The sequence below is a fragment of the Parvularculales bacterium genome (assembly GCA_036881865.1).
GTDB lineage: Bacteria > Pseudomonadota > Alphaproteobacteria > JAPOUT01 > JBAJNM01 > JBAJNM01.
The window spans coordinates 1-16,378 of the sequence record JBAJNM010000006.1 but is presented as its reverse complement, the minus strand read 5'-3'; the positions used below and the strand labels follow the sequence as shown (position 1 = coordinate 16,378).

The window sequence follows — 16,378 nt, the reverse complement described above, 5'->3', positions numbered from 1 at the left end:
GTTATTTTCCTAGCCGGAAGGAGAAGGAAGACCGATGAAAGGATCTCGATTTACGGACGCCCAGAAGGCGTTCCTCATCAAACAGGGCGAACTGGGCGTGCCGGTTGCGGAGCTTTGCCGCAAGGCAGGGATTTCGGAGGCCACCTACTACAACTGGAAGAAGAAATACGCCGGTCTGATGCCCTCGGAAATGAAGCGGCTTCGTGCGCTGGAGGAGGAAAACAGCAAACTGAAGAAGATTGTTGCCGATCTGACGCTTGACCGTGAAATGCTTCAGGATGTCGTCAAACGAAAGTTCTAGGGCCGGCTCAGCGACGGGCTATCGTCAGGGATGTATGTAGCGACTGGCAGGTGTCGGCACGTCGTGCGTGCCGTGTCTTCCGGTTCTGCCGCTCAACCCATCACTATGTATCCCGTAGAGCTGACCCGGCCTCGCTCAAAAAACGCATCAAGGAGATCTGTGAGATCCGGGTTCGCTACGGTTACCGGCGGGTACACTGTGTTCTCCGTCAGGAAGGCTGGAAGGTGAATGTGAAGAAGGTACACAGGCTTTATAATGAGATGGGGCTTCAATTAAGGAATAAAACACCCAAACGTCGTGTTAAGGCGAAGCTTCGTGAAGACCGCGCCGACCCGACCCATACCAACCAGGTCCTGAGCGATGGACTTTGTCCATGATCAACTGGCCACAGGCCGTAAGCTACGCATACTGACCGTTGTGGATACTTTCTCCCGGTTCTCGCCTGTGATTGACCCGCGCTATAGATACAAGGGTGAGGACGTGGTCAGAACGCTTGATGAGACCTGCCGGAAGGTGGGTTACCCTAAGACGATCCGTGTTGATAACGGCAGCGAATTCATCTCAAGGGATCTTGATCTCCGGGCCTATCAGAATGATGTGGTCCTTGACTTCTCGCGTCCCGGAAAGCCGACGGATAATGCCTATATTGAAGCCTTCAACTCCAGGTTCAGGAGCGAGTGTTTGAACACACATTGGTTCTTATCGCTTGAAGACGCTTGCCAAAAGGTAGAGGAATGGCGTAAGTACTATAATGAAGAACCACCCCATAGTGCGATTGGTAACAAACCCCCGATCACACTCGTGGTATCAGGTGACGCATCCGGCGCGTCACCCTGATAGAAACCGGAAATCCTAATCTCCGGTGGTCCAAAGAAGGGTAGCACTGCAGACCGCCAATAAATTACCTTTCAAACTGGACCGATTGATGGGGGCAGATCAATAATTCTTCTGTGGTTAAGTGGTATCAAATATTTCTTCTTTAGCTATTGTCCAATCAATTAATTTTATACCAGCTTTTTGATAAGCTACTTCAGGCCTTATAAAATTTTCTACTCTCTGATGGATAGAAACTCTTTTATTTTCTTCTTTTGTTACATAATGAAATCTTCCATATTTATTCAAATAACGATCGATAAATTCATCTATAGGATTATCAAAACGATTCCAATCAGTTTGAAGAGCTTCTATCGCTGATATCTTTCTTGGGTAAAAATGTTCTTCAGATAATTTAGCTTTTAAATCTTTTTGTAATCCAAAAAAAGCTTCTTTTGATATTTTTCCAGTCCACACAAATTTTGTGGATTTATTGAGGTACCATACCCCTGCTCCAACTTCGGTTTCAATAAAACTCTTATTAATTCTAATATCTTCTTTTGAACCCATATTAAAAATATGGTAATTTTTTGCATACCTTTTACAAGGTCTAACAAAGCAGTAGCTTTTGGAACAAGCTTTTTCCTGTATCCTTTTTCTTCATAGCTACTTGGTTTCTCATACGTACAAAGATTTAGCATTATTCCCACTCAATAGTGCTTGGGGGTTTTGAGGTGACGTCATATACAACACGATTGATGCCCCTCACTTCATTGACAATACGCGTGGCTACTTTTGTTAAAAAATCATGCGAGAAAGGATAACTCTCCGCTGTCATTCCATCAACGGCTGTCACCGCCCTTAAAGCGCATACATAGTGATAGGTGCGGCTGTCTCCCATAACGCCCACGGTGCGCACCGGAAGTAACACCGCAAACGCCTGCCAGATTTCATCATAAAGACCTGCCATGCGGATTTCATCAAGATACATGGCATCCGCCTTACGCAAAATATCCAGTTTTTCATGTGTAATCTCTCCCGGAATGCGAATACAAAGACCGGGTCCAGGAAAGGGATGTCGCCCTACAAAACTATCCGGCAACCCTAATTCACGACCCAACGCCCGCACTTCGTCTTTGAACAGATCACGCAAAGGCTCAACCAATTTCATGTTCATACGTTCAGGCAAGCCGCCAACATTATGATGGCTTTTGATGGTAACGCTTGGGGCCCCTGTGAAGGAGACGCTTTCAATGACGTCAGGATAAAGCGTACCTTGGGCGAGAAAATCGGCACCACCGGCACGGCAAGCCTCTTCTTCAAAAACATCAATAAAGGCTGCGCCAATAATTTTGCGTTTTTGCTCAGGATCCGCGATATCACTGAGCCTCTCAAGAAATATATCCTCCGCCTGAACATGAACAAGAGGAATGTTGTAATGATCCTGAAATAATCTTACGACCTCCTCCGCTTCTCCGGCGCGCATCAAGCCGGTATCTACAAACACGCATATCAGTTGATCCCCCAAAGCCTCATGAAGCAGTACCGCCGTCACCGATGAATCCACCCCCCCCGAAAGACCACACAAAACACGTGCGGTCCCCACCTGATTGCGTATTTTGGTAATCGCCTCCTCCCGGAAGGCAGCCATGTTCCACATTCCGGTACAACCCGCTATGCCATAGGCAAAGTTATGTAGCAACTGTGCTCCGCAAGGAGTATGAACCACCTCAGGATGAAACTGCACACCATAGATATGCCGTGCCTCATCCGCAATAACAGCAAACGGCGCATTATCACTCACGCCAATACTGCGAAAGCCGGGTGGGGTTTTTACAATTCTGTCTCCATGGCTCATCCAGACGGAGGCACTATCTCCCTGAGAGAATAATCCATCAAACAACGCACTACCCTCGACAATCTGCAAACTAGCCTGTCCAAACTCATGATTGCTGGCGATTTCAACCTGACCCCCCAATTGAGCACACAAGGCTTGTTGGCCATAACAAATGCCAAGCACAGGAACATTAGCATTGAGGATCTCATCCGGGATTTGTGGGGCATCCTGCCCTATCACACTGGCTGGTCCCCCTGACAGAATAATCGCACGAGGCCGGAGAGTTGCCATTTTATCCGCCGCCTGATTAAACGGTGCTACTTCACAATATACGCCGCTTTCACGCACCCGCCGAGCGATAAGTTGAGTCGTTTGTCCCCCAAAATCAACAACCAGAATACTCTCGCCTGACATTTATTCCTTATCCGGACTGATATCTTCGCCCGCCTTAGCAGCCTCCTCAATGCTATAAGCCACAATCATATCATTCAAAGCCTGATAAGCAGAACACTCACCACACAGAACCTGCAAGCGCTTTAGTTTTTCCTCTGCCTCTTCAGAAGCATCGTCGGCTAAATCCATCTCCCCTCCCCACAGCAAAGCATCCTGAGAGATCGGGTCAATGCCCAAACTTGTGTCGTAATATTTACGAGCACGTGGTATATCTTCCTGTTCCTGACTAAGCCGCCCCAACCATAGATAGGCCGAAGCGTTAGAGGGATCTGCTACGATAGCTTGTTCCATAAGAAAGTTAGCAGTGTCAAAGTTTTTGCTCTCTAATGCCGCACGGCCTTGAGATAAAAGAGAGTCAGACAAAGCATTAGCCCAAACGTTTCCGCCACCCACGTCTGCCACAATCAGCGCAACACCCAGATAAACAAGGGATGGTATGCTTTTCACACTTTTAACAAATCTTTCAGTCATAATTCTAAAAGTGCTCCGGCCCATGGTAATTGGGGGATTCCCGCGTAATACTAACATCGTGGACATGACCCTCCCGCAAGGCAGCCGGTGATACCCTGATAAAAACGGAACGTTTGCAAAAATCTGCCAGCGTTGAACTTCCTGTATAGCCCATAGCGGCCCGAAGCCCACCGACCAACTGATGCAAAACCGCACTCACCGGACCTTTATAGGGAACACGTCCCTCAATACCTTCCGGCACCAGTTTAAGATTATCATCAACATCTTCTTGAAAGTAGCGATCAGCCGAACCACGCGCCATAGCACCCAGCGACCCCATGCCCCGATAGGCTTTATAGCTGCGTCCCTGATAAAGCAAAACATCCCCCGGACTTTCATCCGTGCCCGCAAGCAAAGAGCCTATCATGGCACAGTCAGCACCTGCAGCCAGCGCTTTAGCAAGATCGCCGGAATATTTTATACCTCCATCAGCGATAACAGGCGTGTTGGTTTTGTGGGCCACCTCAACACTATCCATAATGGCGGTGAGTTGCGGTACGCCGACTCCAGCCACCACCCGAGTGGTGCAGATAGACCCCGGGCCAATGCCAACTTTAATGGCATCTGCGCCGGCATCAATCAAAGCTTGTGCGCCTCCTGCTGTAGCAACATTGCCCGCCATCACCTGAGTTTTGTTGGATAATTTCTTGACACGCGTTACAGCCTCACACACCCGCGCAGAATGACCATGAGCGGTATCTACTACAATCACATCAACGCCCGCCGCTATTAGCATTTCAGTGCGCTCAAATCCTTCATCCCCAACCGTTGTGGCCGCTGCTACCCGAAGGTGACCCTGACCATCTTTGCAAGCGTTTGGATAAAGTTTTGCCTTTTCCATATCTGTAACCGTAATCAGGCCAATGCAACGATAGGTTTCATCTACCACTAATAGTTTTTCAATACGATTTTTATGTAATAACCGTCTGGCTTCTTCCTCGGCTACACCTTCACGCACCGTTACCAGGTTTTCACGCGTCATAAGTTGTGCTACCGGCTCATCAGCATTGTTAGCAAAACGCACGTCCCGATTGGTCAAAATGCCGAGTAATTTCCCCGTGCCGTCCTCTACCACAGGAATACCGGATATATTATAATTCTCCATCAGGGTTAAGGCATCCGAGAGGGTAGCATTGGGACCAATGGTGACAGGGTCTACGACCATACCGCCTTCAAACTTTTTCACACGCCGCACTTGCTCCGCCTGTTGCCCCGGTGACATATTCCGGTGCAATACCCCTAACCCTCCAGCCTGGGCCATAGCGATAGCAAGAGGCGCTTCGGTTACCGTATCCATGGCCGCCGAGATAAGAGGAATATTGACACTGAGTTCTCGCGTGAGGCGTCCCTGAACATTCACCTCACCGGGCAACACGCTGGAAGCTGCAGGCTCTAAGATAACATCGTCAAACGTCAGGGCTTCACGTATTGCGCCTCCGTTGTTGGGCGTATCAACAGCGGCCACCGTGCCATTATTAGGCACATAAGAGGCGATAGGATCGCGTGTCATAGAAAGGGTCAACCTCCTGAGGATGAAATGCATCGGTTGACGGTAGTTTATACCACGGCTTGCTCCTAATGGGAAGGTACTATGACACCCGCTTTCCCCTGAACCCCTGCGCCAGCACATAGAGCTCGGTGGATTCAGGGCGGCTAGCCCGGGGTTTTACGTGAGAAACCTTTGTAAACTCCCGTTTGAGGGTTCTTAAAAGATGACTTTCGGCACCCCCCTGTAACACTTTTGCGCAAAACGCCCCGTTTAGTGCCAGAATCATTCCAGCAAAATCAGCGGCGGCCTCTGCCAACGCCATAACGCGTATACGGTCTGTCGGGCGGTGACCAGTAGCCGAGGCAGCCATATCAGAGAGCACCACATCTACGGGACCATCCGCCATCTCCCGAATGATTTCTTCCGATTCAGGCTCCAGAAAATCAATCTGAGCTAATAAGCAGCCTGCAATGGAGTCTATGGGCAACAAATCAACCCCAATAACTTTTCCCATACCCTCCACGGCCCGCACACGCCGAGCAGCCACCTGACACCACCCCCCGGGAGCTGCCCCTAAATCCACCACCCGTCCGCCAGGCTTAAGAAAATGGTGGCGATTATCCATCTCCAGTAATTTCCAAGCCGCACGACTGCGGTATCCCTCCCGCCGTGCAGCCTCAACATAAGGATCGTTTAACTGTCTTTGCAGCCAACGAGTAGAAGAGAGGCTCCGCCCTCGTGCCGTACGCACCCGCGTTGACAAAGGGCGTCCACCCCGACCATGAGTACGATGCGCCATGACTTTATTATAGCCAATAGTCTCCAGATAAAACCAACACTTTGACGAATACCCTACAAGCGCTATCTTGCGCCTATGAAACTACCCCTACCCGACCCAGCCATCCTGAAGCAACGCCATGCACTCATTACTGCTCTGCACAACATTGTGCCGGATGACTGCATCGTACAGGATGACGAAGGTTTGCGCGTTTTTGAATCTGATGGCTTAACCGCCAACTGCCTCTTGTGATGGTGTTGCCGGAAGCTATGGAGCAGATTTCACGGATTTTACGTTTATGCCATGAGTAGCGGGTGAAGATTGTACCCCGCGGGGGCAGGGACATCTCTTTCCGGTAGCGCAAGGCGTTAACTGTTGCGGTGCTCTTAACTCACCACATAGGGCGCAAGCACCCAATAGAACGCCTAATGCGCAACGCCATTGACCGATGATATCGTGAGGTAGAAAGCGAAGATCTGGACGCCATCCTCACCAACACAACAGGCTGTGGTGCAACCATTCAAGATTATGAGCGGTTTATGAATGCTGACCTGGAGTATGCGGAAAAATTGACCCCTATGGACATCCATCACAAGGCGGCACACTGTTCAGTGTCATATCATGTTCCATGCACCCTACAGCACAGCCAAAAAGCAGGCGATATTCCCGGCACCCGGCTAGAGAAACCTGGATTTAACGTCCACTACCCTAAAGAGAGCGCCTTATGTTGTGGATCAGCGGGTGTTTACAATCTGCTGCAACCTACGCTGGCTCATCAACTGAGCAAGCGCAAGGCTGCGACCTTAAAAGCACCTAGTAGCCATGTAATTGCCACCGGTAATATTGGGTGTATAGTTCAAATTGCCGGACATACTCCAAGACCGATTGTTCATAGTGTAGAACTTTTGGATTGGGCAACCGGTAGCCCTGCACCGGCAACCCTCATAGGAGAAAAGAGCACATGATACTCCCCTACGTTAGAAAAATAAGATAGGCTAACGGCGGTGGATATTGGGGGATCGTCTAACGGTAGGACAGCGGACTCTGAATTCGTCAGTGGAGGTTCGAATCCTCCTCCCCCAGCCAGTTTTGGCTTTTACCCCAATCACACTTGTAGTCAACACTCCTGCTCTTTTGGCCGGTAAGAAATTCAAGATTGATGCCGGATTCGGCCATTATACTTTATACTTCAAGCCTGCTAATGGATCTTACCGGAAACACCCTAATGAGACTTTAGAGAGAAATTTAATCTCCCCGAATTTGAATATTGACGCGGAAAGGGGAAAGGAATTACTTTCACACCAATATAATGAATTGCTCTCACACAATATGACATTATCTGCGCTTGCAAGCCGCATCGGCAACCTACGAGGCTATCAAGTCTGGCTGTTGGCCTTTCTCATGGGAGTTGGGTGTGTCCTTGCGCTTGCTCCCTTTCATTTTCTGCCCGCACTCCCTGTCTGCCTGTGTGTGCTGGTCTGGCTGCTGGACGGATGCGTATCCCCCACACCACGCCAAACGGCCCTACGCACCCTTGTCGTTTCCTGGGCTTTCGGCGCAGGTTTCTTCCTTGCCGGTGCCGGCTGGACCGCAAACGCCTTCCTCATTGATCCGGAACGACTATGGTACTTCATTTTTCCTCTGTTATTCCTAGTGTTTGTAGGGCCCGCTTTCTTCGTTGCCGCCTGTCTCATCGCCCGCCTGTTCTTCTGGCAAGACGGGCCCGGACGTATTCTCGCCTTGGCGTCTCTATTCACTCTTGCCGACTGGACGCGCGGACATTATCTCCTTAACGGACTTCCCTGGAACCTTCTGGGCAACACCCTGACCGCCGTGCTGCCATGGGCGCAACTGGCTTCCCTCGTCGGGGTCTACGGACTCACCTTTCTTTGTGTCCTGTTCTCGCTCACGCCTGCTCTGCTTGCCGATGGCCGGGGCGCATCCTATCGCGCAGGACATCTCACACGATGGATTGCCACACCCCTTTTGATAGCGCTGGCTGCCGGTGCGTGGGTGTGGGGTACGTATCATATAAAGCCCATCACTCCCCCAACAGAAGACTCTCTTGCCATTCGTATGGTACAACCCAACTTTGCCCAAGAGGACAGATCAAACCGTGACAAACTCGTTGATATGGCAAACTCCCTCTTGCGCCAGAGTTTCTTTCCCGACAGTATTCCTAGCCTCTCACTCGGTGGCGATACAAAACAACCGACGCCGCTGATTGTCATCTGGCCCGAAGTAGCCCTGCCCGTCTTCATGGAACGCGAACCGGTGTTACTTGACCGCCTCGCAAAGTATCTACCCGAAGGGGGCCGGTTGCTGACAGGTTCCAGACGGCAGAAACCCGACGACACCGAAGGGTACGCTTACAACTCTCTGCTGGTCATCAATGATAGTGGTACTTCTGAAGCCTTCTACGACAAGCGGTACCTCGCACCCATGGGCGAATATATCCCTTTCGGAGAACTGCTGCGCTGGCTTGGTGTTGACGCACTGACACGGCAAGGGGGCTATACTGGGGGAACCGCCTCGCCTGTCCTTCCACTAGGCGACCTCCCCGATGTGGGCGTTCTGATCTGCTATGAGGCCATCTATTCAGGTGAGATCCTTCCGGCAGGTGAGCGTCCCGAATGGCTCCTGAATATCTCCAATGACGGATGGCTCGGTGAGTACATGGGTCCCTGGCAGCATCTTGACCACGCCGTCATGCGCGCCATTGAGGAAGGACTCCCTATGGTCCGCACAGCCAACACCGGCATCTCCGCTCTTATTGACCCCTTTGGGCGCATCCGCGCCATGCTGGGAATCAATCGGCACGGCAACCTTGATATTCGCCTGCCCGCACCCCTGTCACCGACGTTCTTCTCACGCTGGAGAGATATCCCCGCACTCACCATAAGCCTGTTGGTGTTACTTCTTTTGGCAGGATACTCGAAATTCATCCATCCAGAAACACCCAAAAAATCAACCATGTTTCGCAAAACCGTTCCGGTTGAATGAGGATGGCACACCCGTTGAGAGATACCCCAGATTGTCTGGAGAATTAGAGACAGCGGAATAATAAACTAATTCCATTTAAAGTACTAACAATAGAAACGGCAAGCCAAAACGCTTGGATTGCCGCTATCGTTTGTGCTTGCCATTGTAGAAGTAAAAAAGTAAAATATTATGGCAATGGGCTGGCTTGGCACTACCTAATAAGGGGTCTAAAATGGGGATTCTAAGAACAGTTTCAATTGCTACTGTGATGGTATTCGCTTTTTCCAGACCAGTAGTTTTTACAGTTACCCTTGCTGATGCTGAGGATTTTTATCCTTGCAGTTTGGATAAATGTTACATTGAGGATAACGAACCCAGACAGTCATTTGGGTAAGTAGGAGTTTCGGAAATTTTATTGGCAACATAATAAATCTACACTTTTTCCTCCATCCCCAGTTACTCTCTTGCCAAGTTTTGAGAGCAGCAGAGCATGCGCCGTGAAAACCCTATGAGAGCTACCACCCTGTTGGATCGATTCAGACGATTATGACCAATCTCCAACCGGAGCCTGCTAGCCTCGTTGCCTGCAATCGTCTCCAGAATATCCTAAGTATCATTGTCCCGATTGGATACGCCACTCTAGTGTAGCCTGAATCCTCTTCCCTCGGCCACTTAATCACCAAAAAAGAAGATTTTAAAATGTATGCCATCCCCCGCGATCTTTATCGTTGTTGTATTTCAGTTTTGACTGTTATTTTTTTTGCCACAGTAACCTGTTACTCTTCATCCGTATGGTCACAGACAGTGCAAGGCCCAGTCGTTGACTGGAATATCTCCTTCTGGGGCAAGAAACGCGCCATGAGCGCCGGTATGGAACATGTTGCCGAACAAATAGCCAAACGCACCGATAATAAGTTCCGCATTAAAATTCATTATGGTGAGGCTCTCTCTAAGTCCCGCGAAAATCTTGATGGTATCAGCCTTGGCGCTCTTCAGGGAGCATTTTTCTGCAACTTCTATCACCCGGGAAAAAACCCCGCATGGATGATCCTCACCCTTCCCTTTCTTCCTATTGATAACCCCGATATCTCGCAAAGAGTCCGAGAGATGTTACTTGATCATCCGGCATTTCTCGCTGATATGGAACGCTGGAACGCCATTCCCTATATCTCCTCGCTACTGCCAACCTATCAGTTTATGGGTCGTGGCGCACCACCTCTCTCTCTTGAAGAGTGGAAAGGCCTTCGCGTACGGGCAGGTGGCGGCATTGGAGAAGCTATGAAAAAACTGGGCGCTACCCCAACCACTATTCCATCACCGGAAATATATACATCTATTGAGAGAGGAACTATTGATGCAGCGTCTCTGCCCTTCACTTATGGTTTCAAGTCTTTCAACGTAAACGAAGTAAGTGATTGGTATACGGTCAATCTCAGCCCCGGCACCGCAGAGTGCGCTGTTGTCTTTAACAAAGACTCTTATGAAGCCCTTCCTCCGCAATATCAGGCCTTACTAAACGACCTCAAACGAGAGGCTTATACCATTCAACGCGCTACTTACAAGAATGTAGACGCAAAAAATTTACCTCTTTTTGAAAAGGACCTAACCGGCATCGTCTATACCGACGCGCAAATTGCACAGTTTAGAGATATTGCCGGACAACCCATCTGGGAAGAATGGGTTATTGAAAACAATAGCTTTTTTGATGCCCGTAGTTTGCTAAACGATCTCCTCGCCACCGCCGAAGAAGGAAACTAGCCAGATCCCCCTAGCAGTTTCTCTGTATCAATACTTTTATAATTATCTGACACGCCATGCCCCTCTCATATAATGATGCCAGCAGTAGGCTCCTTAAGGCTCATATTGGCACAGATACTATCGTTCGTAAAATTGAACGTTTATTTGCCATGGCTGCTGCCATCGGCATCTTTTTGTTAATGTCCATCGGCATTACTCAAATCGTGGGGCGGCAGGTCTTTAACACTCCCATTTTTGGTTACATTGATATTGTGGAACTGCTAATGGCACCCTTCGCTTTTTTTGCGATTTCTTATGCGGAACGAGCCGGAGATCACGTGCGTATGACGTTGCTTGTCAACCGCCTTCGTGGGCGCTGGCTTTATGCGATGCAACTCATTGGAGCACTCATTGGCTTGTTTGTTATTGCTACTTTAATCCGCTACGGATTCGACCATGCCCTCCGTGCCTATACAAGCGGTGATGTCACCATCGACGCCAGATATCTCTGGTGGCCCTCTAAACTTGTAGTCCCCATCTCACTATCCCTTTTATGGGCGCGGCTTCTTGTAATGACGATCGGGTTTATAGGCCTGCTGATACGACCCGCTCCTGAACCATTCTACCTCTCTTTGCAGAACCTTAGTGGCATGCATAAAACCCAAAACCCCAATGACGAGATCTATGACCCCCGTGGAGATTGATAATAACCTTATCGGCTTAATTGGTGTTGGCTGTCTCATCGTTTGCGTTCTACTGGGAGTTCGGATTTATATCGCTGCCAGTTTTGTTGGTTTGTGTGGACTTATCATTATCCTCGGATGGGATGCAGGGGCAGGACTTGCCGGTACCATCCCCCATTCAAAGTCGGTAACCTACAGTCTGTCAGTCCTGCCCATGTTCATTCTCATCGGCTACTTAGCCTTTCATGCAGGTATTACAGCCAAACTTTTTGATGCCACCCGTAAATGGTTTGGTTGGCTACCAGGCGGGTTGGCTATCGCTTCCGTTTTTGCAACGGCGGGATTTGCCGCCGTATCGGGTGCCTCTACCGCAACGGCCGCCGTCTTCAGTCGTGCTGCCATCCCTGAAATGCTGAATGCAGGTTATTCAAAACAACTAGCTGCCGGTGTTGTCGCCGCCGGGGGAACTCTAGCGAGCCTTATTCCTCCAAGTGCTATCCTCGTCATTTACGCTATCGTTGTAGAACAATCCGTTGGCAAACTTTTGTTAGCCGGATTTATTCCCGGTCTTATTTCGGCACTCATTTATGTAATTATCATTCTCCTTTGGGTGCGATGGTATCCTACCATTGCCCCCAAAATCCCAAACGTTACATGGCGTGAACGCTTCCGTGCTCTACCGGGTGCTCTGCCTACTCTTACGGTAGTTGTCATCATTTTTTCCTCCATTTATCTGGGCTGGGCAACACCCACCGAGGCCGGTGCCCTAGGCGCTGCCATCGTCTTTCTCATAGCTCTTATCAACAAAACATCAGCGCACAGTTTCCAAAATGCCATGCTGGAAAGCGCCAAACTAACCGCTATGATATTCGCCCTCATCTGGGGCATCCTTATTTTTGTGCGTTTTTTAGGATTTACAGAGATTCCTGCACAATTTACCGAATGGGTCGTTTCTCTGCCCTACCCACCTGTGGTTATTATGATCTGTATCCTAGCGAGCTATGTCATATTAGGCATGTTTATGGATGCCATCGGCATGCTTTTGCTCACCCTTCCCGTGGTTTATCCCGCTGTTATAGCCCTTGGATACGACCCCATCTGGTTTGGTATTGTGGTCGTCAAAATGGCAGAAGTCTGTTTGGTAACACCACCCATTGGATTAAACTGCTTTGTTGTTGCAGGTATACGCAAAGACATTCCCATATCAACCGTTTTCCGTGGTGTACTCCCCTTTGTAGTCGCTGACATCCTGACGGTAACCGTCTTCTTAATCTGGCCCGAGACGATTACCTGGCTACCCGAAACCCTGACCCGATAGCACCTCCCCCCGTCAAGAGGCACACCCCGACAGAGATTAGGTCTCTAGAGACAAGACTCCCGTCAGGAAATAAGCCCTGCCACCAAAATAACAACAATGGCCGGTGGAGCAATATATCGACAGATAAAACCCCACACCCTGACCGTAGCGGCAGAACCCTCACTTCCCTGAAGAACCTCGTCGCGTATCCTAGGCCAGACGATCCAACCCACAAAGATAGCTAGCGCAAGAGCACCTACAGGCAACATGATTTTGCCACTCAGTCCATCAGCCAGTTCAAACAAGTTCAGCCCGACCAAGGTGACATCCTGCCATATGCCGAACGACAGTGAGACAGGAACACCCATAATCGTCACAATCACCCCAACCAACAAAGCCGATTTTTGGCGTGACACACTAACCTGACTATGAACCCACGCGACGGCCACCTCCAATATAGAGACCGCTGATGTCAACGCCGCAATGGCAAGCAACAAGAAGAATGCCGTGGATAGTACCAATGCACCAGGCAACCCGGAAAAGATCGCGGGCAAGGTTACAAAGGCAAGGCCGGGACCACCATCGAGACTGTACCCGAAAGCAAAGACCGCCGGCAGGATAAGCAGACCAGCCACAAGGGCAACAAATGTATCCAACGCTGTTACAGCAAGGGCTGCCCGAGGTAAATTTTCTTGCTGCTTTAAGTATGAGCCATAAGTAATCATAGCTCCCATGCCAACAGATAACGAGAACAGCGCTTGTGAAAGGGCTGTCACGAGCATACTTGGTGTGAATTTTGAAAAATCAGGCAAAAACATGTACTTAACACCCTCCCAAGCGCCCGGCAAGAACAAAACCCAAATAGCCAGCCCTACCAGTAACACCAACAATATAGGCATCAAAATCCGCGACCACCGTTCAATACCACTACTTATGCCGCGCATGACCACATAGACTGTCAGGACAATAAACAATAGCTGCCAAAAAACCGGCTCTAAGGATGAGGCAGTAAAAGTGCTAAATATAGTCTGAAGAACCTCAGCATCATCACCCGCCAGTTGACCCATTCCTGCCCGAAAGGCGTAGGATAATGTCCACCCACCGACGACACAGTAAAAAGACATAATCAAGAGGCCGGTCAGGACGGAAACATAGCCCACCCAAGACCATTTTTTGCTCCCTATGGTCTCATAAGCCCCCACGACATCACGCTGAGAAGCCCGCCCTAAAGCAAACTCCGCCATCAGCACTGATAACCCTATGGTAAAAATCAAAATCAAATAGGTGAAAAGAAATGTACCCCCGCCATTTTCGCCCGTAAGCCATGGAAACCGCCAGATATTTCCCAGCCCTACCGCGGACCCCGATGCAGCCAGCATAAAGCCCAACCTTGATTGCCATTGTTCTCGCTCTATAGGTATAGCCATGAGACCCTTTCTCCATCTCTGAATTCACAATTTGGTAGCCGTACTCATGGAGAGTACCAGATTTGCATAAAACACTAAATCCATATACCATCACATGATTTTGAAGGCTTTGAACTGCATTGGTAAATTCTTTTGTGTATTGGTCGTGGTGCGGAACATTTAGAGGATAATGCACTAGAGCCTAGAATATCTAAAATATTACCTCATCTGCCAGAAGCATAAAAAATACAATTCTGCGACGGAGTTTAGCCTACTATCCGTTTAATCTTGTATGCACTATGAATATCGCCTACTCTTAGGGCATCCCTAATAATGTGTATAATCCGTACATAGGGTTACAACTCAGGGTTCTCTCATGAAACGTTCCTACATTGCCGCCGCCCTCATAGCGCTCGTTGCTGCGGGCTGGCTGTTGTCTGGCTTAATGACCTCCGACGACGATAAAGCCAACAGCAGTCCTAACCCTCAAGGGTTTGACGTTCAGACAACCCCCAAAGGGGATAAAGACGTATTTCTCGTCAAAGGGCGCATTATCACCGCCCAACCCTTTGTCAGTACCATCACACTACAGGGCCAGACGGAGGCTATTCGTAAGGTATCGGTGCGCTCAGAGACCACAGGAACCATCAAAACCATTCCCGTTGCCAAAGGAGATTTTGTCTCTGCCGGTGATTTATTGTGTGAACTAAACCTTGAAGCGCGAATGGCGCGCCTTGATGAGGCCCGTGCCCTAAAGCGTCAACGTGAGTTGGAATATAATGCAGCCGTAAGTTTGGTGGAGCGGGGGCATATGTCCCCAAACAGAGTAGCCGCAGTCAAGGCAGCCTTTGATGGTGCGCAAGCCGCCGTAGCTCAGCACGAGGTAGAAGTAGAGAAAACCAAAATTGTAGCCCCCTTTGAAGGTATTGTTGATGAACTTCCCCTTGAGGTCAGGGATTATGTCCAGGTCGGCCAGCCTTGTGCAACGATTGTTGATTCCCAACCTATACTAGCCGTAGCCATGGCTTCAGAAAACGAAGTGAGTCATATTGCGCAAAACTCGCCGGGTATAGCGCATTTTCCTGATGGCACAGAAGCCACAGGGCATATCCGTTTTATTGCTGTATCTGCCGATCCGGCCACCCGGTCATTTCGTACAGAACTGGAAATACCCAACGACAATGGCGGTTTGCGAGATGGCATCACGGTTGAGGTCAAGATCCCCGCCCATGATGTTATGGCCCATCATATATCGCCTTCTGCTCTGGTATTAAACGATAATGGACAAGTCGGTGTTCGTCTCATTGACGGCAATAACCGCGTAACTTTTGCGCCTGTTACTGTGCTCTCAGGCGGTAACGAGGGGGTATGGATTACCGGCCTCCCTCAAGAAGCCACCCTCATTACAGTCGGTCAGGAGTTTGTCGTTGAAGGACAAAACGTACAGATTACCCTTGAAGAGGGATAAGGACCAAAATAAGGCACCACAATCATGAACGGCCTCATTGATTTTATGCAATCTCACAGGCGAACCGTCCTGACGACCATGGCGGTTTTGTTCATAGCGGGCGTTTTCTCCTACATTACCATCCCTAAGGAAGCGGACCCGGATATTCCTATCCCCTGGGTCTCGGTCTTTATTCTGCATCCGGGCATATCGCCGGAGGACTCGGAGCGTCTGCTCATCAAGCCGATGGAATTCGAGATGCGCTCACTGGAGGGACTGAAAAGCATGACCTCCATAGCCAATCAGGGAAGCGCCATTATGCTTCTGGAGTTCGATGTCTCTTTTGATGTACAGGAGGCTCTCGCCGGTGTGCGCGAAAAAATTGATCTGGCGAAACCCAAACTCCCCTCAGAGAGCGAAGAGCCCATCGTGATGGAGATTAACGCCGCTCTGCAACCGGTGATGCTCGTGGCCCTGTCCGGGGATGTTCCGGATCGCACACTCTTCCGGTATGCCAATGTGCTGAAGGATCATATTGAAAGCATACCCTCGGTGCTGGAATCTAAACTGTCGGGACACCGCGACGAACTTCTGGAGGTCGTGATCGACCCCGCCCGTCTGGCCTCCTACGGCATTTCCCATCAG

The 16,378-nt window shown here is 49.6% G+C and carries 14 protein-coding genes, 1 tRNA gene and 1 pseudogene; 10 read left to right on the top strand and 6 right to left on the bottom strand.

From position 1 onward, the window contains the following. The first annotated feature begins 34 nt into the window (after positions 1-34). Positions 35-1,138 (top strand): annotated as a pseudogene (locus V6Z81_02715) (IS3 family transposase). Between the two features lie 117 nt (positions 1,139-1,255). Here V6Z81_02715 and V6Z81_02710 read toward each other — a convergent pair. From V6Z81_02710 to V6Z81_02690, 5 genes are all read right to left on the bottom strand, one after another. After that, entirely contained in the window at positions 1,256-1,684 is a 429-nt protein-coding gene (locus V6Z81_02710) for a hypothetical protein (GenBank protein ID MEG9861403.1), read from the bottom strand. 130 nt (positions 1,685-1,814) lie between these two features. Then, complete coding sequence (gene guaA / locus V6Z81_02705; GenBank protein ID MEG9861402.1) at positions 1,815-3,365, bottom strand: glutamine-hydrolyzing GMP synthase; 1,551 nt, start codon at positions 3,363-3,365, stop codon at positions 1,815-1,817. Beyond that, positions 3,366-3,851: a tetratricopeptide repeat protein gene (locus V6Z81_02700; GenBank protein MEG9861401.1), complete on the bottom strand. Its 486-nt coding sequence runs from the start codon at positions 3,849-3,851 to the stop codon at positions 3,366-3,368. It abuts the gene before it with no gap. Between the two features lie 28 nt (positions 3,852-3,879). Next, a complete protein-coding gene (guaB, locus tag V6Z81_02695) occupies positions 3,880-5,424 on the bottom strand; it encodes an IMP dehydrogenase (GenBank protein MEG9861400.1) in 1,545 nt (514 codons plus the stop codon). 79 nt (positions 5,425-5,503) lie between these two features. Further along, positions 5,504-6,202 carry an RlmE family RNA methyltransferase gene (locus V6Z81_02690; GenBank protein ID MEG9861399.1) on the bottom strand — a complete coding sequence of 233 codons (699 nt, stop codon included), beginning with the start codon at positions 6,200-6,202 and terminating at the stop codon, positions 5,504-5,506. A gap of 75 nt (positions 6,203-6,277) precedes the next feature. Between V6Z81_02690 and V6Z81_02685 the strand changes: the two genes are divergently transcribed. The 7 genes from V6Z81_02685 to V6Z81_02655 all read left to right on the top strand — a co-directional run bounded on the left by V6Z81_02685 (position 6,278) and on the right by V6Z81_02655 (position 12,901). Next, on the top strand, positions 6,278-6,433 hold the full coding sequence (locus tag V6Z81_02685; protein ID MEG9861398.1) for a hypothetical protein: 156 nt from the start codon (positions 6,278-6,280) through the stop codon (positions 6,431-6,433). 287 nt (positions 6,434-6,720) lie between these two features. Next, entirely contained in the window at positions 6,721-7,146 is a 426-nt protein-coding gene (locus V6Z81_02680) for a heterodisulfide reductase-related iron-sulfur binding cluster (GenBank protein MEG9861397.1), read from the top strand. A gap of 47 nt (positions 7,147-7,193) precedes the next feature. Then, positions 7,194-7,267: transfer RNA gene (locus V6Z81_02675), tRNA-Gln, on the top strand. A 243-nt stretch (positions 7,268-7,510) separates the two neighbouring features. Beyond that, on the top strand, positions 7,511-9,184 hold the full coding sequence (gene lnt / locus V6Z81_02670) for an apolipoprotein N-acyltransferase (protein MEG9861396.1): 1,674 nt from the start codon (positions 7,511-7,513) through the stop codon (positions 9,182-9,184). A gap of 678 nt (positions 9,185-9,862) precedes the next feature. Beyond that, on the top strand, positions 9,863-10,921 hold the full coding sequence (locus V6Z81_02665) for a C4-dicarboxylate TRAP transporter substrate-binding protein (GenBank protein ID MEG9861395.1): 1,059 nt from the start codon (positions 9,863-9,865) through the stop codon (positions 10,919-10,921). Positions 10,922-10,977: 56 nt separating this feature from the next. Continuing rightward, the gene (locus tag V6Z81_02660; GenBank protein ID MEG9861394.1) at positions 10,978-11,604 is read left to right on the top strand and encodes a TRAP transporter small permease; all 627 of its coding nucleotides are present in this window, start codon (positions 10,978-10,980) and stop codon (positions 11,602-11,604) included. Beyond that, positions 11,585-12,901 carry a TRAP transporter large permease gene (locus tag V6Z81_02655; protein ID MEG9861393.1) on the top strand — a complete coding sequence of 439 codons (1,317 nt, stop codon included), beginning with the start codon at positions 11,585-11,587 and terminating at the stop codon, positions 12,899-12,901. The genes V6Z81_02660 and V6Z81_02655 overlap by 20 nt, the downstream gene beginning before the upstream one ends. Before the next feature lie 62 nt (positions 12,902-12,963). Here V6Z81_02655 and V6Z81_02650 read toward each other — a convergent pair whose 3' ends face one another. Further along, positions 12,964-14,307: a sodium-dependent transporter gene (locus tag V6Z81_02650; protein ID MEG9861392.1), complete on the bottom strand. Its 1,344-nt coding sequence runs from the start codon at positions 14,305-14,307 to the stop codon at positions 12,964-12,966. Positions 14,308-14,662: 355 nt separating this feature from the next. On the opposite strand from V6Z81_02650, the gene V6Z81_02645 reads away from it, so the two are divergent. Next, the gene (locus V6Z81_02645) at positions 14,663-15,754 is read left to right on the top strand and encodes an efflux RND transporter periplasmic adaptor subunit (protein ID MEG9861391.1); all 1,092 of its coding nucleotides are present in this window, start codon (positions 14,663-14,665) and stop codon (positions 15,752-15,754) included. Positions 15,755-15,778: 24 nt separating this feature from the next. Further along, positions 15,779-16,378: efflux RND transporter permease subunit (locus V6Z81_02640; protein MEG9861390.1), on the top strand; the 600-nt coding region annotated here is incomplete at its 3' end.